The following is a 21870-nucleotide window of genomic DNA, read 5'->3' as shown; positions in this document are numbered from 1 at the left end:
TAAACCTTGGCGCTTACAGCTAGTCTCAACGGTAAGTCGCCGCGTTATTCCGCAGGCGGCTGGTCACTCATCACCGCCTGCCCTGGCAGGCTTTATTGAGGTAGCCATGAAAATTCGAGAACTGGCCCAGCATTGGGAAGAAACCGCCAAGGGTCGCCTGACCAAGACTGAGTACGCCATTCATCTGGATGTAGAAGCCGCTGCCCGGCTGGCGGCCATTGCCGAGATGTACCCCAAGCGCCACGTTGAAGAACTGCTCGGCGAGCTGATCGGCGCCGCCCTGGAAGAGCTGGAAGCCAGCTTTCCTTACATCCAGGGCCAGCAGGTGATTGCCACCGATGAAGAGGGTGACCCCCTGTATGAAGACGTCGGCCCCACACCACGTTTTCTCACGTTATCCCGTCGCCACTTGCACGATTTGTCGGCCGTTACTGACAAACAAAAGCACTGATAAACATTTATTGACGTCAATTAAACCCACGTATTCCGGGCCTTTTAAGGGCCCGGAGGTACCGCCGCGCGCCGCGAAAGTTCCATTTTTTAAACACTGACCAGTCAGTCAGATATTTTTTTAGGCAAATCGCCATATCCGCTGAACTTTTGAAAAAAGCCTCCGGTCACAGCCAGTAGCCATCACGTGTGGAACGGTCGTTTGAACGGACGCCATGTGCTTTATCGACGGGCCCGAAATCGATACGCCCCGATGGATTTTGATGTTTTTCAGGAGTTATCCAATGGAGTTGAAGACGATGAACACCAGCACTGCCAAATCCTCGTTTAACCATCTGCGCGGGCTCAAATTGGCCGCGCTGGCAATCGGCACCAGCTTCGTTCTGGCTGGCTGCGCCGGCAACCCTCCAACCGAGCAGTACGCCGTGACCCAATCGGCCGTCAACAGCGCAGTCAGCGCCGGCGGCACCGAGTACGCGGCGGTGGAAATGAAGTCGGCCCAGGACAAGCTCAAAGAAGCTGAGATTGCCATGCACGACAAGAACTACGACAAGGCTCGCCAACTGGCTGAACAAGCCGAGTGGGATGCCCGCGTCGCTGAGCGTAAAGCCCAGGCTGCCAAGGCTCAACAGGCTGTGAAGGACTCCCAGAAGGCTGTTGACGAACTGCGTAAAGAAGGCATGCGCCCAGCTGCAATCATGCAGAAGTAAGCCGCAGCCTCTTGACTGCATCGCACCTGATATCGAATTGAAAGGACGACACGACTATGCGTAAACAATTGATGATCCCTGCCCTGCTGGCGATGAGCGTTGCCTTGGCGGCCTGCTCCACCCCGCCGAACGCGAACCTGGAAAATGCGCGGACCAATTTCTCGTCCCTGCAAACCAACCCGCAAGCCACCAAGCTGGCCGCGCTGGAAACCAAAGACGCCAGCGACTGGCTGGACAAGGCTGACAAAGCCTACCGCGACAAGGAAGACGAGAAGAAAGTCGACCAACTGGCCTACCTGACCAATCAGCGCGTTGAAGTGGCCAAGGACACCATCGTCCTGCGCGAATCCGAAGCCAAGCTGAAAAACGCCGGTGACGAACGTGCCCGCGCCCTGCTGGACGCCCGTGATGCGCAAATCAAGCAACTGCAAAACAGCTTGAACGCCAAGCAAACCGATCGCGGCACCCTGGTGACGTTCGGTGACGTGCTGTTCGCCACCAACAAGTCCGACCTGAAATCCAGCGGCCTGGTGAACATCACCAAGCTGGCTCAGTTCCTGCGCGACAACCCGGACCGTAAAGTGATCGTCGAAGGCTACACCGACAGCACCGGTTCCGATTCGTACAACCAGAGCCTGTCTGAGCGTCGTGCTGCTTCCGTTCAACGTGCACTGGCTCAGCAAGGCGTGGATATCTCGCGCATCGTGACCCAGGGTTATGGCAAGGAATACCCGGTTGCCGATAACGGCAGCGTTTCCGGCCGCGCCATGAACCGTCGCGTTGAAGTGACCATCTCCAACGACAACCAGCCGGTCAAGCCACGGTCTTCCGTCGCTAACTGATCAATAGCCTGGTAAAAAGCCCCGCCTTTAGGCGGGGCTTTTTCGTTGCCGCTCATGAAAGCGCATTCAAGCTTTAGTAATGGAAGTATCCGACGCTGCTGAGTTGTACATGCCCCCATGGTATTCACGAGCGCTGTCGCCCATTGTTGATGGATAACATTGAAACGAAAAAAAACCACCAGAAACGGTGGTTTTTTTGACTAGGGAAACTTGATCTTGCGATCAGTATCTTCATCTGGCGGCGTTATCTTGTTGTTATGACGGGAGGTATCAGTTGAGCAACCTGCCAACTGATTACGCGCCTGTTCTTGCGCATCCGCCCGCTCCAACGCCTGATGCGCCCTGGCCATGGCCAGCATATTGCATATCGCATCAATTCTTATCACTGCCTTCCCGCCCCCACTTCGCGTAATTACATTGCCCTTTGTGGCATCAGACGCAATTGGGTTCCAAACAATTTCGTTACGAGGTCCTGGCACGTCGATGATGTCTGTAAGGCCACTGATATGAAAAACCGCCGCTAAAAGGCGGGCTCTGGGAGGGATGCCGATCAGTAGTTGATCGAGCCTTGACTCTCTGCGCCGCCAGTCTGAATTTGGCCTTGGCCCGATGCGTCACCCTCACCGCCTTGTGCACCTTGGGCCGTTTGTTTTTCTGCCAGCAGCTTCTGCAGTTTTTTAAGCAACTCTTCGAGACTCTCATCCCCGCCAGCGCCTTGGGAGCCACCGGAACCTTGAGCGCCTCCAGCCCCCTGGGAACCACCGGAGCCACCCGAACCAGAATCTTGCGAACCTTCGCCGCGTTTAGCTTCAATTAGCTGTTTGAGCTGCTGAATTTGCTGATCAAGACTCTGCGAAGGGCTCTGGGCGCCTCCTGAATTGCTCACGCCAACTGAAGATGCTGCGCCAATACCATCCATAAAACTCGTACTCCAGAGTGATAAATAAAGTGGACTGATCAGCCAGACCAATCAGTCCATCATCTGTGGCGCACGGGTGAAGATGGTTCCAGCCTATAAAGGTTCGGGCGATCCCTGAGCGACTAACCGGGAAACTCAACGGTATGTTTCATACCACGCAAAAACCCAGGCTCACTGTTGTAACTGCGGGGTTTCCTGGCCCATGCAACGCACGGCCTGCTTCTTATTGTTCACCAGCACGCCGCTCAAGCCTTTCTGTTCGGTATCAAACATCACCAACACGCCGTCAACGCACTGCGCCACTTGCGCCGCCGGGGTCAGGGAGACCTTGTAATCCTCACCCGGCACGGTCTTGAGCATGGTGAAGTCGCTGAGCAGCAACGCATCTTCCGGCTTGGCGAAGTGCAGGTAGCCGTAGTACCACAGGCAGCCAACGGTACCGATGATGGTGCCGATGCCGGTGAGAATCAGCGGGATCATGTTGCGTTCTTCGCTCATTGCGGGCTCTCTGATGAATCAACTTTAGGAATAGGGTAATTCGGAATTTCGCCCAGGCGGCGCAAGCCGTTGAAGTGCTGTGGGTCGTCCAGGTAACGCAGCATCACGGTCTGCCAGGTTTTGTCGGCAAAGGTCTGCACATGGCCGCCACGGGTCAGTTGCAACACCCTGGGCGGCGGAGCGGCCTGATACAGGCGGATGCCATTGGCCACCGGCACGATGGGATCATCCAGGCTGTGGAACAGCAGCTTGGGCACGCCGGTCACGCGGGGCATGGCATTGATCGCACTGTCGGCGTCGGGCACCAGCCACGACAGCGGCACCTGCAACGGCCAGGTTAACCAGGAAGTGCTCAAGGCGAATTGTCCTACGTCACGATAACTGGCTGGCACGCCGTCCAGTACCAACGCTTTGAGTTGGGCTTGACGCTCCGGGTGGGCTGCCAGGTAATGCACCGCCAGTGCACCGCCCAGGCTTTGCCCGAGAATAATCAGCGGTTTACCCTGGGTTTCAGGCGCCTTGTCGATCCAGCCGAATGCGGCGTCGATATCCTGGTAGACCGCCGGCAACGATGGCTTGCCTTCCGACAGCCCATAGCCGCGATAGTCCAGCAATAGCACTTGATAGCCCTGTTCCGGCAACCACCAACTGCCCCCCAGGTGCCAGGCGAGGTTACCGCCGTTGCCGTGCAAATGCAGGACGGTGCCCTTGAGCGCTACACCAGGTTTGGCCGGCAGCCACCAGGCGTGCAGTTTCACCCCGTCTGCGGTGGTGAGCGTGACGTCGCGGTATTGCAGGTGGGCTTTTTCCGGGGTGAATGGCAGGCCGGGCTCGGGGTAGAACAGCAAGGCGCTGCAACCGTTCAATGTGAGTAGCAGGCATAAAATGCCGAGGATTCTCATCCGTTGAAGCCTCGCGAAAGTTCTGAAGACCCATGGAGATCAAATGTGGGAGCTGGCTTGCCTGCGATAGCGGTCTATCAGTTGAATGAGTGCTGGCTGACTCACCGCTATCGCAGGCAAGCCAGCTCCCACATTTTGATTCGGTTTCGTCAGTTAAAGGATATTGGAGTAATCCGCCTCGATCCGGTCCAGGCTCAAGTGGTTGAGGAAGTTGGAGAAGCACATCCAGGCCGCCAGCGCGTTCATGTCGCGAAACTGCTCGGGCAAATACTTGGGGGGCACCACCAGGCCTTCGTCGACCAATTGGCGCAGGGTGCGCATGTCTTCAAGGGTGGTCTTGCCGCAGAACAGCAGCGGCACCTGTTCCAGCTTGCCTTTGCGTACGGCGAGCTGAATGTAGTTGTAAACCATGATAAAGCCCTTGAGGTAGGACAAATCCTTGGTAAATGGCAGACCGGTGGGCACCGAACCACGGAATACCCGGCTGGCATTCCCATAGCTTTCGGCCATTTCAAAGCCTTGCTCGCGGAAGAACTCGAACACCTGCAGGAAGTCGGCGCCCTCCTCCACCATATGGATGGCGCGTGTCCGGTTGGTGAGTTTGCGCAAGCGGCTGGGATAGGAGGCAAACGTGATGATTTCCATCAGGATCGCCAGGCCTTCCTGGGTAACGGTGGACGACGGCGGGCCCTTGGACAGGAACGTGCAGATCGGCTGGTTCTGGCCGTTAAGGGTGGTGCCCACATGCACCAGGCCTTCATGCACTTCCAGGGCGCGCACGTCGCGGTCGTTGAACATCGCGTCGGCGCGGATCTTGATGTAGTCGGCGCCCGCCGCCGCATCGGCGACGATGCCGTCGGACTCGAACACGCGGATGGTTTCTTCCGCCTCGCCAAACACCTTGTTCAGGCGGGTTTGCAGCAGGCTGACCGCATCTTTGGCGGTGAGGGTCTTGGCTTCGTCCTTGAGGTCACCCCGACCGTCGATGTTGTTCAGGTAGTCGGAGAGCATCAGGCCAAGGTCGGCCAGGGTCGGGTCGCCGGCGTGGAACGCATCGGAGGCGGCGCCGTACAGCTCCTGGGAAATCAGGCCGAAGTCCTCGGTGCCGCGCGCTTCAAGCATGCGCACCACCATCCGGTATTCGCGGCACATGCGCCGCATGATCTGCCCCACCGGACTGAATTGCCCAAGGCGACGGGTGATGTCGCGCTCGATGTTCTGGAACTCCAGCTTGACCGCACTGGAATCGAACGACAGCGGCCGGTTCAGGTAGTAATCACGGTCTACGGCAGGCATCGCCTTGCCTTTGGCCTTGAGGAATCCCTGGCGAATGTTCTCGTCCCATTTCACCGCATCGAGGACACGGATCGGTGTTTGCGCCAGCACAATGCGATCGGACAAGGTGCGTATCGTCTGCTGGTAATCGTCCACCCGGTGCTTCCTCTTTAAACGTTATTGGCCCACGCGCAGGTAGCGCACGGCTTCACATCTGAGCAGCAGGCCCATCAGAGGTGGGAGCTGGCTTGCCTGCGATACAGACACCTCGGTGCTTCAGAAAAACCAAGGTGATGCTATCGCAGGCAAGCCAGCTCCCACCCAAAGCAGATTGCGCACAGGGCTAGACCGAGGCCAATACCAGGTGCATGTAGCGCTTGAGGATTTCAAGCATCTCTTCCCCGGTCAGAGGCTCTGCGCCGCCCAACAGGCCCTGATATTCCATCCGACTGATGATAGCCGTCAACACCTTGGCATCCTGCTGCGGCTCGCGGGAGCCCAATACCTGGAAAAACTGCCCGGTGCCCTGCAACAGGATCTGTTGATGGGAACGTACCAGTTCGGCCAGGCGTGGGTTGAGCAGGGCTTCCTGGCGAAAGGCCTGTTCGGCCATCAGGTATTCGCGCCGGTTGGTGAGTTGGCGCAGCACATAGTCGGCGGTCAGGCGCGCGATGTCATCGGCCAGTTGCGAGCGCGACTCCGGGCTGCCGTCGCCATAGGCGACCATCTCGCGTAACAGGCCTTCGTTACGCACCCACAGCTTGCCCATGAACGCGGCGCTGCGTTCCACGTACTGGGCGAAGGTATCGGTGAGCAGGTCGTCGATGTCTTTGAAGTAATAGGTGGTGGCCGACAGCGGCACCCCCGCCTCTGCCGCCACTGCCCGGTGACGCACGGCCCGCACGCCATCGCGCACGACGATACGCATGGCCGCATCGAGAATGTCTTGCCGGCGTTGCTCGCTGCCCCGCCGACTGGCCTTGCGGCCCTGGTACTGAACGCTTTCAGCCACGGCAGCAGCAATGCCGGCGGCACCTTCTTGAGCTATTACGCGGTTCACCACACTTCTTCCTTTAGAGGTGACGCGGAGCGTCACAGGGTGCATTCCCACGCAGAGCGTGGGAACGATCACTGACGAGCACCACTTGAACAGGCCACATAAAAAAGCCGCCTTATAAAAGGCGGCTTCGGATTTCGCTACGGTTACGCTTGTGGCCGCATATGCGGGAACAGGATCACATCGCGGATCGACGGCGAGTTGGTCAACAACATCACCAGACGGTCGATGCCGATGCCTTCACCGGCAGTGGGCGGCATGCCGTATTCCAAGGCCCGTACGAAGTCGGCATCGTAGTGCATGGCTTCGTCGTCACCGGCGTCCTTGTCGGCCACCTGGGCCATGAAACGCTCGGCCTGGTCTTCCGCGTCGTTAAGCTCGGAATAGGCGTTGGCGATTTCGCGGCCACCGATGAACAGCTCGAAACGGTCGGTGACGTTCGGGTTGTCGTCGTTGCGACGGGCCAGCGGCGACACTTCGAACGGGTACTGGGTAATGAAGTGCGGCTGTTCCAGCTTGTGCTCCACCAGCTCTTCGAAAATCATCACCTGCAGCTTGCCCAGGCCTTCGAAGCCCAGCACCTTGGCGCCGGCTTTCTTGGCAATGGCACGGGCCTTGTCGATGTCGTTGAGGTCGTCAGCGGTCAGCTCGGGGTTGTACTTGAGGATCGAGTCGAACACCGACAGGCGCACGAACGGCTCGCCGAAGTGGAACACCTTGTCGCCGTACGGCACGTCAGTGCTGCCCAGGACCAGCTGTGCCAGCTCGCGGAACAGCTCTTCGGTCAGGTCCATGTTGTCTTCGTAGTCGGCGTAGGCCTGGTAGAACTCCAACATGGTGAATTCTGGGTTGTGACGGGTCGAGACGCCTTCGTTGCGGAAGTTGCGGTTGATCTCGAACACTTTCTCGAAGCCGCCAACCACCAGGCGCTTGAGGTACAGCTCCGGCGCGATACGCAGGAACATTTCCATGTCCAGCGCGTTGTGGTGGGTTTCGAACGGCTTGGCTGCGGCACCACCGGGGATGGTCTGCAGCATCGGGGTTTCCACTTCCAGGAAGTCACGTTGCATCAGGAAGCTGCGGATGTGGGCAATGACTTGCGAGCGCACGCGGAAGGTCTGGCGCACGTCTTCGTTGACGATCAGGTCAACGTAACGCTGGCGATAGCGCTGTTCGGTGTCGGTCAGGCCGTGGTGCTTGTCTGGCAGCGGGCGCAGGGACTTGGTCAGCAGGCGCACGTTGGTCATCTCGACGTACAGGTCGCCCTTGCCGGAACGGGCCAGGGTGCCTTCGGCTGCGATGATGTCGCCCATGTCCCAGGTTTTCACCGAGGCCAGGGTTTCTTCGGACAGGGTCTTGCGGTTGACGTAGACCTGGATGCGACCGGTCATGTCCTGGATCACCATGAACGAGCCACGGTTGAGCATGATGCGACCTGCCACCTTGACCGGGATCGCAGCCTCTGCCAGTTCTTCCTTGGTCTTGTCCGCGTATTGCTTCTGCAAGGCATCGCAGTAGTTGTCGCGACGGAAGTCGTTGGGGAAGGCGTTACCCTTGGCGCGCTCGGCAGCAAGCTTTTCCTTGCGCAGGGCGATCAGGGAGTTTTCTTCCTGTTGCAGGGCTTGCGGGTCGAGTTGTTGGTCGCTCATGTCTTTTGAAATTCCATCACAGGTACGTTTTCCCCAGCCTTCGGCTGGGGATCGCGGGCAAGCCCGCTCCTACAGAATAATTTAGAGGCCGGATTTCAGGCTGGCTTCCAGGTATTCGTCGATATCGCCGTCGAGTACCTTGTCGCAGTCGCTGCGTTCGATGTTAGTGCGCAGATCCTTGATCCGCGAGGCATCGAGCACGTACGAACGGATCTGGTGACCCCAGCCGATATCCGACTTGGTGTCTTCCAGCGCCTGGGAAGCGGCGTTGCGCTTCTGCATTTCCTGCTCATACAACTTGGCCCGCAGCATTTTCATGGCGGTGTCCTTGTTGGCGTGCTGGGAACGTTCGTTCTGGCAGCTGACCACGGTGTTGGTCGGTACGTGGGTAATACGTACGGCCGAGTCAGTGGTGTTTACGTGCTGACCACCGGCACCGGAGGAACGGTAGGTGTCGATGCGCAGGTCGGCCGGGTTGATCTCGATTTCCACCTTGTCGTCGATCTCTGGCGAGACGAACACCGCAGAGAATGAGGTGTGGCGACGGTTGCCGGAGTCGAACGGGCTCTTGCGCACCAGGCGGTGCACGCCGATCTCGGTGCGCAGCCAGCCAAAGGCGTATTCGCCCTTGATGTGCACGGTCGCGCCCTTGATACCGGCCACTTCACCGGCGGACAGTTCCATGATGGTCGCGTCGAAACCGCGCTTGTCAGCCCAGCGCAGGTACATGCGCAGCAGGATGTTGGCCCAGTCCTGGGCCTCGGTGCCACCGGAACCGGCCTGGATATCCAGGTAGGCGTTGTTCGGGTCCATTTCATGGCTGAACATGCGGCGAAATTCAAGCTTGGCGAGGTTTTCCTCGAGACGGGCCAGCTCGGCGACGACATCGCCCACTGCGCCTTCGTCGTTTTCTTCGACGGCCATGTCCAGCAGGTCGCGGCAATCACCCAGGCCGGTGTTCAGTTCGTCGAGGGTATCGACGATCTGTGCCAGCGCAGCGCGCTCGCGCCCCAGTTCCTGGGCGTATTCAGGTTTGTTCCAGACACTCGGATCTTCAAGCTCGCGATTGACCTCGGTCAGACGCTCATGCTTTTGATCGTAGTCAAAGATACCCCCGAATAGTTTCGGAGCGCTCGGACAGGTCCTTGATGGTGTTAAGGATCGGGTTGATTTCCATGGCGGGCAGCACTCGTTGGCGAACTTTTGAAAGCCGGCGAGTATAACGGCAAACGGCTGGAAACGGCAGCCCGCTTGGTCGATTCTGCCAAGACAGCGCTTCCCTCTCGTCACGCTTGCTTCGGTGACAGACACGCGACCATCACAGCATTTCCTATAGGTTGACGATGCCGCGCGTTAGAAAACCCCACCTACTACTCGCTAAAACCAGACCGCTCATCTGTTTATACAAATAATTTGAAAATTCAAATCAGAGCCTGCCTAAAAGACTACAAACCAACCCACTCCAATAAAAACAAACAATTAGGTTTCTAGCCAAATCATCCCAAGACTCAAGTGATAAACATACAAGAATATAAACACATCAGTTTCAGAACCGTCTTACAAAGACTCCTACACGCATAAAATCAAATCAAAACGCCATCAGTTTTTTCTTTCTTCCCTCTCAAATAAGTTTGATCAAAGCGCCTGAGCTTTTTCTTCAGGACGCAGAAATTTCTAACGATCACTCTCACAAAAATGGAGAGGCTCTATGGCACAACAAGGGTGGCAGCCAGGACAACCTTTAGAACTCAAGCCGACGATAATTACCGCCGGGAGACGAAACACTTATTGGGGTGGTGAAGGCGGAGGCTACGTAGGAAGTGGAGATGGCTGGGGCCTTCAAGAAGGGCCACGTCGAGGTGAAGGAGACCGCAGCCGCTTCAAGCAGTTTGACTTCCCTAGCACCACCGCCGATTTCATTGGAGAGCAAAAGTACAATCAATCCTTGATTGACGCGGAGCACAGCGCACGGTTCGCAACGCTCACTACTGACACTGAACGCGAACTCGCAGAGAAACAGCAAGCCGCGAAAGCTTCACAGGCACTCACAGAGACAGCCTTAGCCATTCTCGATCAAAAAATCGCATTTGAAATCATCGACGCGAAAAAATCCAAATACGCCAGTACTGCGCCACTCATCTATGGGCTCTATGATCAAAGCCCTTTTTACCTGATGGAAAACTTAACGTATACAAAGCTACGTGAAACGCTTGCCTCTTCTGACCCGATAAACAATCTGGGCGATGCCTACACACTTTACGACAGCGTCTGGAGGGCCGCACAAGAACTCAAGGCTCTCTCGCTCTCCATAGACATTCTGACTAAAAAACTTTCAGGGTTGGCAAAGGCCCGGCAAACGCTGGAGGCCAATTTAGCCGAACATGATCCTGGCTGGGCAAATTTACACAATGAGTATCTGAAGGTCATTGCAGATGAGTTGGAAATTCAGGTGCAGTTGCTGCCGGAATACCTGCAGGTGGAACTCGCCTCTCTTGCCGGTTCGGTCGTTGGATTGACACCCGACCAGACCCTCATGCTTTACAAAAACACGCTGGAAAAAATGATCGTAGAAACGATGGCTGCGATCAAACCTATTGACCCACCGTTAGCCATAAACCGGAACGGGTTGATGATTTACTATCCCGCAGCCAACCCACGGGTTACACCGCCACTGAGCAAACCCGAGCTTGAGGGACTCAAACAGCTTATTTATCTGCAGCAGAATACCGCTCTTGGGGTGAGATGGCTCAGCCATCATGACTTTGTGCTGAAGTCAGAGTCCGCGCGGTTTCTTGCCAACGCCTCCAATGCAATCAGCGACCTCGCGGAACGTGCGCAGCAGATAGCAACGGCCCAGGCGCGTATTGAAGCGGTACGAGTAGCCAATACCTATCGACTGTCGGGCACTGCTGCTGCGACTCAAGCGATAGTCATGACCTCAGTCGGGACTATCGCTACAGCAGAAGGGATTACCATCACGCTGCAAGCTGCCATTCGGTCAGCAGTGGCCGCATTGACGGAGTTGGTCGCAAGCACGGCAGGCGGCTTACTTGTCGGTGTTTCAGCTCTGGTCTATTCACCCAAGCTTGCAAACGGAGAACTGGCGGAGCGTTACGCACTCGGTACCCCGGTTTCAACGTTTTTGCCAGACGTCAACGAGTCAACGCTCACCACCGCACTCAATGGCACAATCGACCTGCCAGTGCGAATGAGTTCAAAGACGGCGGAGGATGGACGCTCCGAAGTGTTTGTGGTCATTGCCGACGGTACAAGCGTGCCTTCCAAGGTCAAGGTGGTTGCCGCGACCTACGATCCAGCGCGGAAGGTGTACACCGTCACGACAAGTGACGTCCCACCCAGGACGCTGGTCTGGACACCTATCGTTGCCCCCGGGGATAGCTCAACAACTCTGCCCGTTGACCAGCCTGAACCGCCCGTTTACGTTGGAGCTACGGTGACGCCGGTTGCTGGCAGAGTTGATTCGTTTCCAGGAGTCCGTGAGTCACGTTTTGATGACTTTATAACCGTATTCCCTATAGATTCCGGGTTGCCTCCTATCTATGTGATGTTCAGGGATAGGCGGGAGGATCCGGGAGTTGCTACCGGGATGGGCCAACCTGTGTTTGGCAACTGGCTTGGAGCAGCGACCACAGACGACGGCGCACCCATTCCATCGCAAATCGCTGATCAGTTGAGAGGCCAGCAGTTTAAAAATTTCAAGGCATTTCGTGAGGCTTTCTGGAAAGCAGTGTCTACAGATTCAGAGTTGGCTCAGCATTTTGCACCTAGTGAGTTAGCCACCATGAAAAATGGACGTTCGCCGATTGTTAAAAAAAGTGAAGCAGTGGGTAAACGGATACGGTTTGAGCTTCATCATAAAAAATATGTGTCTACTGACGGTGAAGTATACGGCATCGACAATATCGTGATTCTAACGCCAAAAAAGCATATCGACATTCACAGAGGTTCCTAAAAATGGGCACATTAATTAGCGAGATGACGGAGCGTGAATTTTTAAACTTGGTTGTAAAAATCTATAACGACGACTACGCCACAGAAAAAGAGCACACCGATGCAATTTTAAAATTTGAAGCGTTAACGGAACACCCTTCTGGCTCAGATCTAATATTTTATCCGGACCCTGAAAAAGGTGGACCTGAATTTGTAGTAAAAGAAGTTAAAGAGTGGCGCGCGAATAATGGCAAGCCTGGTTTCAGAATAAAATAACGCCGCCCTATCCCCTGCCATCGGTTCTACAACGATGCAGACTTCTTATTTCATTCAACGAGTCGACGATAACCTCGGCAGTCAACAGCACAATCGACCTGCCGGTTCGAATGATTTCGAAGACGGCTGCCAATGGGCGGCCAGAATCAAAATGCTGAAAATTTACGCATACTAACCCTTAAACGTTACATGGAATTTCATAAGAAAAGAGCTGAACAATGAAACTCAAACAAAGCTTTTCCGAGCATACAAGAGATGACTTTTTACTACTCATGAAAGAAATACTCAAGGAAAACACCGCTCCAACCGACGAGCGACTAGATAAGCTTTTACAACACTTCGAGTTAATTACTGAACACCCGAAAGGAACAGACCTTATCTATTACGCCGCATCGGATGCAGAAAGTACAATTTAAGCTATAGAACTACTAATAACAAGCCTGGATTTAAAGTTGAACCATAACAAATACAGCCATTAAACTGATATTGAAAGCGGCGTTTTTGCTAAAACCGGAAAAACTCTGAAGTTTGAATGTGGGAGGGGCAACCTTCCCACACTTGAATTGGTGGACAGCCCTCAGATCATTCGATACCAACCTGATTACGCCCATTGTTCTTGGCCGTGTACAACCCCTTGTCCGCCGCCATGATCAGCTGCCGGCAGTCCGTACCCTGGACAGGCGTCAACGTCGACAGCCCGATACTGATGGTCAGGCTGGCACCTTCAGCCGGGGCGATGTGCGGGATTTTCAACGCCGCCACCGCCATGCGCAGTTTTTCCGCGACCAGGCGTGCGCCGCCCGGCGAGGTGTTGGGCAGGACCAGCGCGAACTCTTCGCCGCCGTAGCGCGCCGGCAAATCCGAAGGACGGCTGCTGGCTTCACGGATGGTGTTGGCGACTTTGCGCAGGGCTTCGTCGCCCTCGACATGGCCGAAGCTGTCGTTGAAGGTCTTGAAGAAGTCCACGTCGATCATCAGCAGCGACAGTTGGGTCTGGTCGCGCATGGCGCGGCGCCATTCCAGCTCCAGGTATTCGTCGAAGTGGCGGCGGTTGGACAGCCCGGTCAGGCCGTCAGAGTTCATCAGGCGTTGCAGCACCAGGTTGGTGTCCAGCAACTGTTGCTGGCTGACGCGCAACGCGCGGTAGGCTGCGTCGCGCTGCAACAGGGTCATGTAGGAGCGCGAGTGATAGCGGATGCGCGCCACCAACTCGATGTTGTCCGGCAGCTTGACCAGGTAATCGTTGGCCCCAGCCGCAAAGGCCGCGCTCTTGATCAGCGGGTCTTCCTTGGTGGACAGCACGATGATGGGGATATTCGCGGTGGCCGGGTGATTGCGGTATTCACGCACCAGGGTCAGGCCGTCCAGGCCCGGCATCACCAGGTCTTGCAGGATCACCGTGGGCTTGATGCGGATCGCCTGGGCAATCGCCTGGTGCGGATCGGCACAAAAGTGGAAGTCGATGTTCTCTTCATGGGCCAGGCCACGCCGCACGGCTTCACCGATCATGGCCTGGTCGTCGACCAACAACACCATGGCGGCGTTTTCGTCGGTCTTGAAGTCGTCGAGCTGTAAATCATTCATGTGCAGTCACCTGAATTACTACCTGCAAGCCAGCACGGCGGGAGATTTTTGTTCATTTTGCAAAGACCTCCAGCAATCGGGGCGCAATTCTATCCAGTGGGCGAATTTCAACAGCAGCGTCAATCGCCGCCGCCGCTTTGGGCATGCCATACACCGCCGAGCTCTGTTGGTCCTGGGCGATGGTCAAATATCCTTGTTCGCGCATCAGCTTGAGGCCCTGGGCGCCGTCGCGCCCCATGCCGGTGAGCAAGACGCCGACGGCGTCACCGTTCCAGTAGCTGGCGACGCTTTCGAAAAACACGTCGATCGACGGCCGGTAAATCTCGTTCACCGGCTCTGCGGTATAGGCTAGCGTGCCATTTTTCAACAAGCGAATATGGTGGTTAGTGCCGGCCAGCAACACCACGCCGGGTTGAGGCGGCTCGCCTTCACAGGCCAGGCGCACCGGCAGGCCGGAAGCGCTGCTCAACCACTCGGCCATGCCGGCGGCAAACACCTGGTCCACGTGCTGCACCAGCACGATGGCAGCGGGAAAATCCCGGGGCAAACCCTTGAGCAGCGCTTCCAGGGCCGCCGGCCCACCGGCGGAAGATCCAATGGCTACCAGCCGTTGACGCTTGCCGGTGACCCGCTGGGGCGGGGTTTCGGCACGCACTCGGGTACCACGCTGACCGATCAGCCAGCCAATATTAAGGATCTTGCGCAACAGCGGCGCCGCCGCATCCTTGGGGTTGCCCACGCCCAGCGCCGGGGTGTCCACCACATCCAGGGCGCCGTGGCCCATGGCTTCGAACACACGGCTGACGTTGGCCTGGCGGTCGACGGTGACGATCACGATCGCGCATGGCGTGTCAGCCATGATCTGCCGGGTAGCTTCCACGCCATCCATCACCGGCATGATCAAGTCCATCAGGATCAGGTCCGGGGTCAGCTCGGCGCAACGCTGTACCGCTTCCAGGCCATTGCTGGCCACCCACACCACCTCGTGGGCGGGCTCGAAATTCAAGGCGCGGCGCAAGGCCTCTACGGCCAGGGGCATGTCATTGACGATCGCAATCCTCATGCCCGGGCGCCTCCAATCAGTTCAACCACGGCGTCGAGCAAGGCGTCGTCATGGAAACTGGCTTTGGCTAGATAATAGTCGGCCCCGGCGTCGAGGCCACGGCGGCGGTCTTCTTCACGATCCTTGTAGGAAACCACCATCACCGGCAACGATTGCAGGCGACTGTCACGGCGCAAAAGTGTGACCAATTCAATACCGTCCATGCGAGGCATATCAATATCCGTGATAAGCAGGTCGAAGTCCTCGGAGCGCAATGCGTTCCAGCCATCCATGCCATCGACCGCCACGGCGACTTCATAACCACGGTTGAGTAACAATTTGCGTTGCAGCTCGCGCACCGTCAGTGAGTCGTCCACCACCAGCACGCGCTTGCGCGGCGCTTCGGTGGCCTGCTGGCTGCGCCGGGCGATGCGCTCCAGGCGGCCGGTGTTGAGCAATTTATCCACCGAACGCAGCATGTCTTCGACGTCGACGATCAACACCACCGAGCCGTCATCGAGCAAGGCCCCGGCGGAAATGTCCTGGACCTTGCCCAGGCGATCATCCAGCGGCAACACCACCAGGGTGCGCTCGCCGATAAAGCGCTCCACCGCAATCCCGTACACGGCATCGCGCTCGCGGATCACCACCACTTTCAAGGTATCTGACGGGGTCTGCCCCGGCGGGCGCTGCAGCAACTGGCTGGCGGCAACCAGGCCGACGTGCCGGCCCTCATGCCAGAAGTGCTGGCGGCCTTCCAACTGCACGATGTCGTCGGGGGCCAGGTCGCACATGCGTTCGATATGTGCCAGGGGGAAGGCATAGGCTTCTTCGCCGACTTCCACCACCAGGCTGCGCACCACCGACAAGGTCAACGGCACCTCCAGGTGGAAGCGGCTGCCCTGCCCTGCTGTCTGTTCCAGCACCACCGCGCCGCGCAGTTGGCGAACCATATGTTGCACCGCGTCCAGGCCCACACCGCGCCCGGACACTTCGGTGACCTTGTCGCGCAGGCTGAACCCCGGCAGGAACAGGAACGTGAGCAGTTCTTCTTCGCTCAGGCGCAGGGCCGTTTCCACCGGCGACAAATTCCGGTCGACGATGGTGCCGCGCAAGCGCTCGAGGTCGACACCGTTGCCGTCATCGCTCAGCTCCAGCACCAGCAGCCCGGCCTGATGGGACGCGCGCAGGCGAATCAAACCTTCCGCCGGTTTGCCCGCCAGCACGCGCTGCTCAGGGGTTTCGATGCCATGGTCGACCGCATTGCGCAATAAGTGGGTGAGCGGCGCTTCGAGTTTTTCCAGCACGTCACGGTCGACCTGGGTCTTTTCGCCCTCGATTTCCAGGCGCACTTGCTTGCCCAGGCTGCGACCGAGGTCACGCACCATGCGCACCTGCCCGGCCAGCACATCGGCAAACGGTCGCATGCGGCAGGCCAATGCGGTGTCGTAGAGCACCTGGGCGCGCTGGCCGGCCTGCCAGCCGAACTCATCCAGCTCGGCGTTTTTTTCCGCCAGCAGAGCCTGGGCTTCACTCAGCAGGCGACGGGTATCGGCCAGGGCTTCCTGGGCTTCCAGGTTCAGATCCAGTGATTTGAGCTGGCCATCCAGGGCGTCGAGGGCACGCAAGCTGTTGCTCTGAATGCGCTTGAGCCGCTGCAGGCTGGCCAGGTACGGCTTGAGCCGCTGGGTTTCCACCAGGGATTTGCTGGACAAGTCCAACAGGCTGTTCAAGCGCTCGGCTGTGACCCGCAGCACCCGCTCGCCGCCTTCGGTCATGCGTTTGTTCTGGCGCGGGGCTTCGCTACTGACCGCTGGCGCGGGCTCCAGCTCAGGCTCCAGCAGCAACGCGTCAACCCGCGGCGCGCTGATGGGCTCGGGTTTTGGCACCGGCGTGGCAATCGGCTGCGCGGGGTCGAGCAAGCGCTCCATCAGCGCAACGTATGCCTCGATATCCGCCGGCCCCACATCATTGCCCGGGGTGGCGATACGCATCAGCAGGTCGGTGCCTTGCAGCAACGCGTCGATATGTTCAGGTTGCAGGTACAGGCGGCCTTCCTGGGCGCTGACCAGGCAATCTTCCATGACGTGGGCCACGCTGACCCCGGCATCCACGCCGACAATCCGCGCCGCCCCTTTGAGTGAATGCGCGGCGCGCATGCAGGCTTCGAGCTGGTCGGCCTGGGTCGGGTTGCGCTCCAGCGCCAGCAGGCCCGCGCTCAACACCTGGGTCTGCGCATCGGCTTCCAGGCTGAACAGTTCCAACAGCGAGGCATCGCGCATCTGGTCGGGGGTCATGCGAGGCTCCGGGTCACGGCGGACAACAATTGCGCTTCGTCCAACCAGCGCAGGCTGCGGCCTTTCCACTGCAGCACGCCTTGGGTGTAGCGGGCGCTGGCCTGGGTGCCGGACACCGACGCGGCCTGCAAGGTGCGCTCATCGATGGCGTGGATGCCGTCTACTTCATCTACCGGTACCACGACCGGACCGTCCTGGGCAGCGATGATCAGCATGCGCGGCATGATCCGCCCGCCGCTGGCGCCGGTACTGGTGCTGTCCAGGCCCAACAGTTCCACCAGTGACAGGCATGCCACCAGCGCCCCGCGTACGTTGGCCACGCCCAGCAGCGCCCGGGAGCGCTGGTGCGGCAGCGAGTGGATCGGCTGCAACGGCGCTACTTCCACCAGGCAACGGGTGGCGATGCCGAGCCATTCTTCGCCGAGGCGGAACATCAACAGTGAACGGGTGACCACCTCGTTATCCGCTTCGGCAGTTGCCTGCGCGTGATGGTCGTCCTGTTGCAGCGCGTAGCGGTCAAGCAGGCGCGTGGCAGCGGCCGAATACACCGAGCAATTGCGACAGTGGATGTGCTCGGCCAACAATGGGCAGGACTTGTCGCCATGGATACCGATGCGGTTCCAGCAGTCATCAATGGCTTGGGTGTCGGTCAGCGTCAGGTCCAGGCCTGCGGTGTCGAGCACGTCAGGGCTACTCATCGTTTGGACTCACTGTCAGCTCGCTCGCTACGGGCGGCGCGGGCCTGAAGACGACGCGCGCCGGCACTGTCACCCTGGGACTCGAGCAACGCGGCCAGGTGCATCAGGGCCTGGGGATGCTGCGGTTCCAGATACAGGGCTTTTCGGTAATACCCTTGGGCCTCCAGGGCACTGCCAGCCACATCGCTGAGCAGCCCCAGCCAATAAAACACCTGGGCGGCCGGTGGGTGACTGCTCAAATAGCGCTCGCAGGCCGCACGGGCTTCGGCACTTTTGCCCTCGTTGGCCAGGGTAGCAATCTGACTGAGCAAATCTCCGGCATCGGTAGGCACCCCTTTGACCGGTGGCACGTTGGGGCTGACGGTGCTGAACGGCCGCGGCTTGAGCGGTATCGGCGCCGCCCTGCGCTGCGGTAGCGGCGCGGGCGTCGGTTTGACCAGAGGTGCTGGCGGCGGGGTCGGTTCTACATGCCGACTGAAAGCGAAGGACTGCGGCACGCCAATGGAGCGCATACCGTGGCGCCCCAGCAGGCTGCCCTCGGCTGGGCCGATAAACAGCACGCCGTCCACGTGAGTCAACGCCTTGAGCACATCAAAGACTTGTTTCTGGGTCGGCTGGTCGAAGTAGATCAGCAGGTTGCGGCAGAACACAAAATCGTAGGTTGGCTCGTTCGCCAGCAGTGCCGGGTCCAGCAAGTTGCCGACTTGCAGGCGCACTTGTTCGCGCACTCGGTCGGCGATGCGGTAACTGCCTGCGTCTTCAGTGAAGTGGCGATCACGAAACTCAAGGTCGGCGCCGCGAAACGAGTTCTTGCCGTACACACCCCGGCGCGCGCGCTCAACCGACAGCGGGCTGACATCCATGCCCTGTACTTTGAACTGGTGGGGCGCCAACCCCGCATCGAGCAAGGCCATGGCAATCGAATAGGGCTCTTCGCCGGTCGAACACGGCAGGCTGAGAATGCGCAGGGCGCGCAGCTGATTGATCTCGGCCAGGCGCACCTGGGCCAGGCGCGCCAGGGTGGCAAAGGATTCGGGATAGCGGAAAAACCAGGTCTCGGGGACGATCACCGCTTCGATCAGCGCCTGCTGCTCGTCATGGGAGGTTTGCAGGTGCTGCCAGTAAGCCTCCGCCGACGGCGACTGGGACGACTGGCAGCGCTGGCGCACCGCGCGTTCGATGATCGCCTCGCCCACCGAAGCGACGTCCAGGCCGATGCGTTCTTTCAAGAACGCGAAAAACCGCGGGTCGTTGCTCATAGGCTCAACTCGGCGCAGAACAACAAGGCGCGCACTGGCGCGGTCAACAGATCCGCGACGCCAATCCACTGCATCAAGCCTTGGGCATCCTCGCGCACCGGCCCCAGGTACGGCGCCTGCTGGTTGTCCAGGCCATAGGGCTGGAACTCGGCGGGGTCGCAACGCAGAGTATCGGTGGCCTGTTCCAGGATCAGCCCCAGCCAACGCGCCTCACTCCAGGGCTGCGGTTGGTAATTGACCAGCACCAGGCGCGTACTGGTGCGAGCCTGGGCCGAAGTGCCGAACGTCAGCGCGCTCAAGTCGATGACCGGCACCAGCACCCCACGATGGGCGAAGATACCCGCCACCCATAAGGGCGCTTGGGCGATGGGTTTAAGCGCCAGGCGCGGCAGCACCTCGGCCACTTCGGTGGCCTTGAGGGCAAAACGTTCGTTGCCGATGCGAAACACCAGGAACAACGCCTTTTTCGCTGCCAGGACGGCACCGCGTTTAGCCGCGAGCTCGCTCATCAGACTTTGAAACGCGAGACGCCGCTGCGCAGACCGACCGCAACCTGGCTCAGTTCATCAATGGCAAAGCTGGCCTGGCGCAGGGATTCGACGGTCTGGCTGCTGGCATCGCCCAATTGCACCAGCGCGTGGTTGATCTGCTCGGCACCGGTGGCCTGGGCCTGCATGCCTTCGTTGACCATCAACACCCGCGGCGCCAAAGCTTGTACCTGATGGATGATCTGCGACAGTTGCTCGCCCACTTGTTGCACCTCGGACATGCCGCGACGCACCTCCTCGGAAAACTTGTCCATGCCCATCACCCCCGCCGACACCGCCGACTGGATCTCGCGCACCATTTGTTCGATGTCGTAGGTCGCCACGGCGGTCTGATCAGCCAGGCGACGCACTTCGGTGGCAACCACGGCAAAGCCGCGCCCGTATTCACCGGCTTTCTCAGCCTCGATCGCAGCATTGAGGGACAACAGGTTGGTCTGGTCGGCCACCTTGACGATGGTGACTACCACCTGGTTGATGTTGCCGGCCTTCTCATTGAGGATCGCCAGCTTGGCGTTGACCAGGTCGGCGGCGCCCATCACCGAGTGCATGGTTTCTTCCATGCGGGCCAGGCCCTGCTGGCCGGAACCTGCTGCCACCGAGGCCTGGTCGGCGGCGGTGGACACTTCGGTCATGGTGCGGACCAAGTCTTTGGACGTGGCGGCGATTTCGCGGGAAGTGGCGCCGATTTCGGTGGTGGTGGCTGCCGTTTCGGTAGCGGTCGCCTGCTGCTGCTTGGAAGTGGCGGCAATCTCGGTGACCGAGGTAGTGACCTGTACCGATGAACGCTGCGCCTGAGACACCAGGGCAGTCAGCTCGGTCATCATGTCGTTGAAGCCGGTTTCAACTGCGTTGAATTCGTCCTTGCGCTCCAGATTCAGGCGCTTACTCAGGTCGCCGGTGCGCATGACTTCGAGGATTTGAACGATGCGCTGCATCGGCGCCATGATCGCGCGCATCAGCAACAGGCCACACAGCGCGGCGGCAAGAATTGCCAGCAGCAGCGAGACGCCCATGCTGATCTTCGCAGCCGCTACCGCATCATCGATGGCCGCGGTGGCGTTGTCGGCGACCTGTTTGTTCTCGTTGATAATGTCGTTGAGCTTCATGCGGCCTGCGGTCCAGGCGGGGGTCAGTTGTTCGTCGAACAACTTCAATGCTTCGGCTGAGTTGTTGCTCTGATGGGCTTCCAGGACTTGGGCGAGAATCCGGTTGTAGTTCTGGTGGAGCTTTTCGAAGGTATCGAACTCGGTACGGTCCTGATCGATATTGATCGTCCCCGCATAGCTGGCCATGTGCTGTTCGAGCCGCGATTCAAACGACTTGTAGTCTTGCTTGTCGACTTCGGAAATGCCCTGGTTCTTGTGGATCCCGATCAACTCCTGGGTTTGCAGGTAGCTGTCGACCCAGGCGCTGCGGATCATCGAGCTGAAAAACACCCCCGGCACTGCATCGTCGCGGACTGAGTTTTCGCTGACTTCGATTTTCAGCAGGCGTGAATACGAGACTACGACCATCAGGAGCATGATCGCGATAATTACCGCAAAGCTCGCCAAAATCCTTTGGCGCAGGGTCCAGTTCTTCACAGTAATTCCTCGAGGGCCGTTCAAATGGAGGGGAGTATAGCTGAGCGGCTGCGCGCTTTTATCAAGGCTTTTGATGTGCAGTGCACAGAATGCAGATGTGATCGCGTTGGCCATATCTATCTACACAATTTTGTGTGCGACGCGGGGCCTGTGGCGAGGGAGCTTGCTCCCGTGACGGCCTGGCAGCCGACGCCTATTCACCTGCCCCCCCACGATCTGAATGTGGGAGCTGGCTTGCCTGCGAAAGCGGCCTCCCAGCCTACGGCTATCTACCTGACACCCCGCGGCCCAACTGTGGGAGCTGGCTTGCCTGCGAAGGCGGCCTCCCAG

General features: G+C 58.7%; 20 protein-coding genes. 6 read left to right on the top strand and 14 right to left on the bottom strand.

The features are described from left to right. Window positions 1-106 precede the first annotated feature (106 nt). The 3 genes from V8689_RS06470 to V8689_RS06460 all read left to right on the top strand — a co-directional run bounded on the left by V8689_RS06470 (window position 107) and on the right by V8689_RS06460 (window position 2002). Complete coding sequence (locus V8689_RS06470) at window positions 107-451, top strand: hypothetical protein (protein ID WP_056790180.1); 345 nt, start codon at window positions 107-109, stop codon at window positions 449-451. A 283-nt stretch (window positions 452-734) separates the two neighbouring features. Then, window positions 735-1160, top strand: coding sequence for a DUF4398 domain-containing protein (locus V8689_RS06465; RefSeq protein WP_003189094.1), 426 nt, complete (start codon window positions 735-737; stop codon window positions 1158-1160). A 56-nt stretch (window positions 1161-1216) separates the two neighbouring features. Next, window positions 1217-2002, top strand: coding sequence for an OmpA family protein (locus tag V8689_RS06460; protein ID WP_003189093.1), 786 nt, complete (start codon window positions 1217-1219; stop codon window positions 2000-2002). 550 nt (window positions 2003-2552) lie between these two features. Here V8689_RS06460 and V8689_RS06455 read toward each other — a convergent pair. The 7 genes from V8689_RS06455 to prfB form a co-directional block, all read right to left on the bottom strand. Next, complete coding sequence (locus V8689_RS06455) at window positions 2553-2972, bottom strand: type III secretion protein (RefSeq protein ID WP_155717293.1); 420 nt, start codon at window positions 2970-2972, stop codon at window positions 2553-2555. 120 nt (window positions 2973-3092) lie between these two features. Then, window positions 3093-3419: a hypothetical protein gene (locus tag V8689_RS06450; RefSeq protein WP_003189087.1), complete on the bottom strand. Its 327-nt coding sequence runs from the start codon at window positions 3417-3419 to the stop codon at window positions 3093-3095. Next, window positions 3416-4321 carry an alpha/beta hydrolase gene (locus V8689_RS06445; protein WP_056790174.1) on the bottom strand — a complete coding sequence of 302 codons (906 nt, stop codon included), beginning with the start codon at window positions 4319-4321 and terminating at the stop codon, window positions 3416-3418. The genes V8689_RS06450 and V8689_RS06445 overlap by 4 nt, the downstream gene beginning before the upstream one ends. Window positions 4322-4474: 153 nt before the next feature. Then, a complete protein-coding gene (locus V8689_RS06440; protein WP_014717201.1) occupies window positions 4475-5752 on the bottom strand; it encodes a flavohemoglobin expression-modulating QEGLA motif protein in 1278 nt (425 codons plus the stop codon). Window positions 5753-5939: 187 nt separating this feature from the next. Continuing rightward, on the bottom strand, window positions 5940-6656 hold the full coding sequence (locus V8689_RS06435) for a TetR/AcrR family transcriptional regulator (protein WP_003189083.1): 717 nt from the start codon (window positions 6654-6656) through the stop codon (window positions 5940-5942). Window positions 6657-6799: 143 nt separating this feature from the next. Then, a complete protein-coding gene (lysS, locus tag V8689_RS06430) occupies window positions 6800-8302 on the bottom strand; it encodes a lysine--tRNA ligase (RefSeq protein WP_003189082.1) in 1503 nt (500 codons plus the stop codon). A gap of 81 nt (window positions 8303-8383) precedes the next feature. Next, window positions 8384-9479, bottom strand: a protein-coding gene (prfB, locus tag V8689_RS06425) for a peptide chain release factor 2 (protein WP_096001736.1) whose coding sequence is annotated in 2 segments (ribosomal slippage) — window positions 8384-9406 and window positions 9408-9479 — 1095 coding nt in all. Because the reading frame shifts where the segments join, the coding sequence is not laid out codon by codon here. Window positions 9480-10010: 531 nt separating this feature from the next. On the opposite strand from prfB, the gene V8689_RS06420 reads away from it, so the two are divergent. The 3 genes from V8689_RS06420 (at window position 10011) to V8689_RS06410 (ending at window position 12945) form a co-directional block, all read left to right on the top strand. After that, on the top strand, window positions 10011-12275 hold the full coding sequence (locus V8689_RS06420; RefSeq protein WP_056790169.1) for an S-type pyocin domain-containing protein: 2265 nt from the start codon (window positions 10011-10013) through the stop codon (window positions 12273-12275). 2 nt (window positions 12276-12277) lie between these two features. After that, complete coding sequence (locus V8689_RS06415; RefSeq protein ID WP_434520694.1) at window positions 12278-12529, top strand: bacteriocin immunity protein; 252 nt, start codon at window positions 12278-12280, stop codon at window positions 12527-12529. 218 nt (window positions 12530-12747) lie between these two features. After that, window positions 12748-12945 carry a bacteriocin immunity protein gene (locus V8689_RS06410; protein WP_150073178.1) on the top strand — a complete coding sequence of 66 codons (198 nt, stop codon included), beginning with the start codon at window positions 12748-12750 and terminating at the stop codon, window positions 12943-12945. 166 nt (window positions 12946-13111) lie between these two features. On the opposite strand, the gene V8689_RS06405 is transcribed toward V8689_RS06410, so the two are convergent. Genes V8689_RS06405 through V8689_RS06375 form a run of 7 tightly spaced genes read right to left on the bottom strand, consistent with a single transcriptional unit; the run spans window position 13112 to window position 21540 of the window. Next, on the bottom strand, window positions 13112-14113 hold the full coding sequence (locus tag V8689_RS06405) for a response regulator (RefSeq protein WP_014717198.1): 1002 nt from the start codon (window positions 14111-14113) through the stop codon (window positions 13112-13114). A 52-nt stretch (window positions 14114-14165) separates the two neighbouring features. Further along, on the bottom strand, window positions 14166-15176 hold the full coding sequence (locus V8689_RS06400) for a chemotaxis response regulator protein-glutamate methylesterase (RefSeq protein ID WP_056790163.1): 1011 nt from the start codon (window positions 15174-15176) through the stop codon (window positions 14166-14168). After that, window positions 15173-17452 carry a hybrid sensor histidine kinase/response regulator gene (locus V8689_RS06395; protein WP_056790160.1) on the bottom strand — a complete coding sequence of 760 codons (2280 nt, stop codon included), beginning with the start codon at window positions 17450-17452 and terminating at the stop codon, window positions 15173-15175. Before V8689_RS06395 ends, V8689_RS06400 begins: the two co-directional genes overlap by 4 nt. Beyond that, the gene (locus tag V8689_RS06390; RefSeq protein WP_044272240.1) at window positions 17449-18150 is read right to left on the bottom strand and encodes a chemotaxis protein CheW; all 702 of its coding nucleotides are present in this window, start codon (window positions 18148-18150) and stop codon (window positions 17449-17451) included. The genes V8689_RS06395 and V8689_RS06390 overlap by 4 nt, the downstream gene beginning before the upstream one ends. Then, window positions 18147-19409, bottom strand: coding sequence for a CheR family methyltransferase (locus V8689_RS06385; protein WP_060766185.1), 1263 nt, complete (start codon window positions 19407-19409; stop codon window positions 18147-18149). Before V8689_RS06385 ends, V8689_RS06390 begins: the two co-directional genes overlap by 4 nt. Further along, on the bottom strand, window positions 19406-19918 hold the full coding sequence (locus V8689_RS06380; RefSeq protein WP_056790155.1) for a chemotaxis protein CheW: 513 nt from the start codon (window positions 19916-19918) through the stop codon (window positions 19406-19408). The genes V8689_RS06385 and V8689_RS06380 overlap by 4 nt, the downstream gene beginning before the upstream one ends. Further along, on the bottom strand, window positions 19918-21540 hold the full coding sequence (locus V8689_RS06375) for a methyl-accepting chemotaxis protein (protein ID WP_032893237.1): 1623 nt from the start codon (window positions 21538-21540) through the stop codon (window positions 19918-19920). Before V8689_RS06375 ends, V8689_RS06380 begins: the two co-directional genes overlap by 1 nt. Window positions 21541-21870 lie beyond the last annotated feature (330 nt).

Source organism: Pseudomonas sp. AK181 (genome assembly GCF_051122975.1).
Taxonomy (GTDB): domain Bacteria; phylum Pseudomonadota; class Gammaproteobacteria; order Pseudomonadales; family Pseudomonadaceae; genus Aquipseudomonas; species Aquipseudomonas lactis.
Note: the sequence above shows the minus strand (reverse complement) of the source record. Positions and strands in the feature narration are given on the sequence as shown.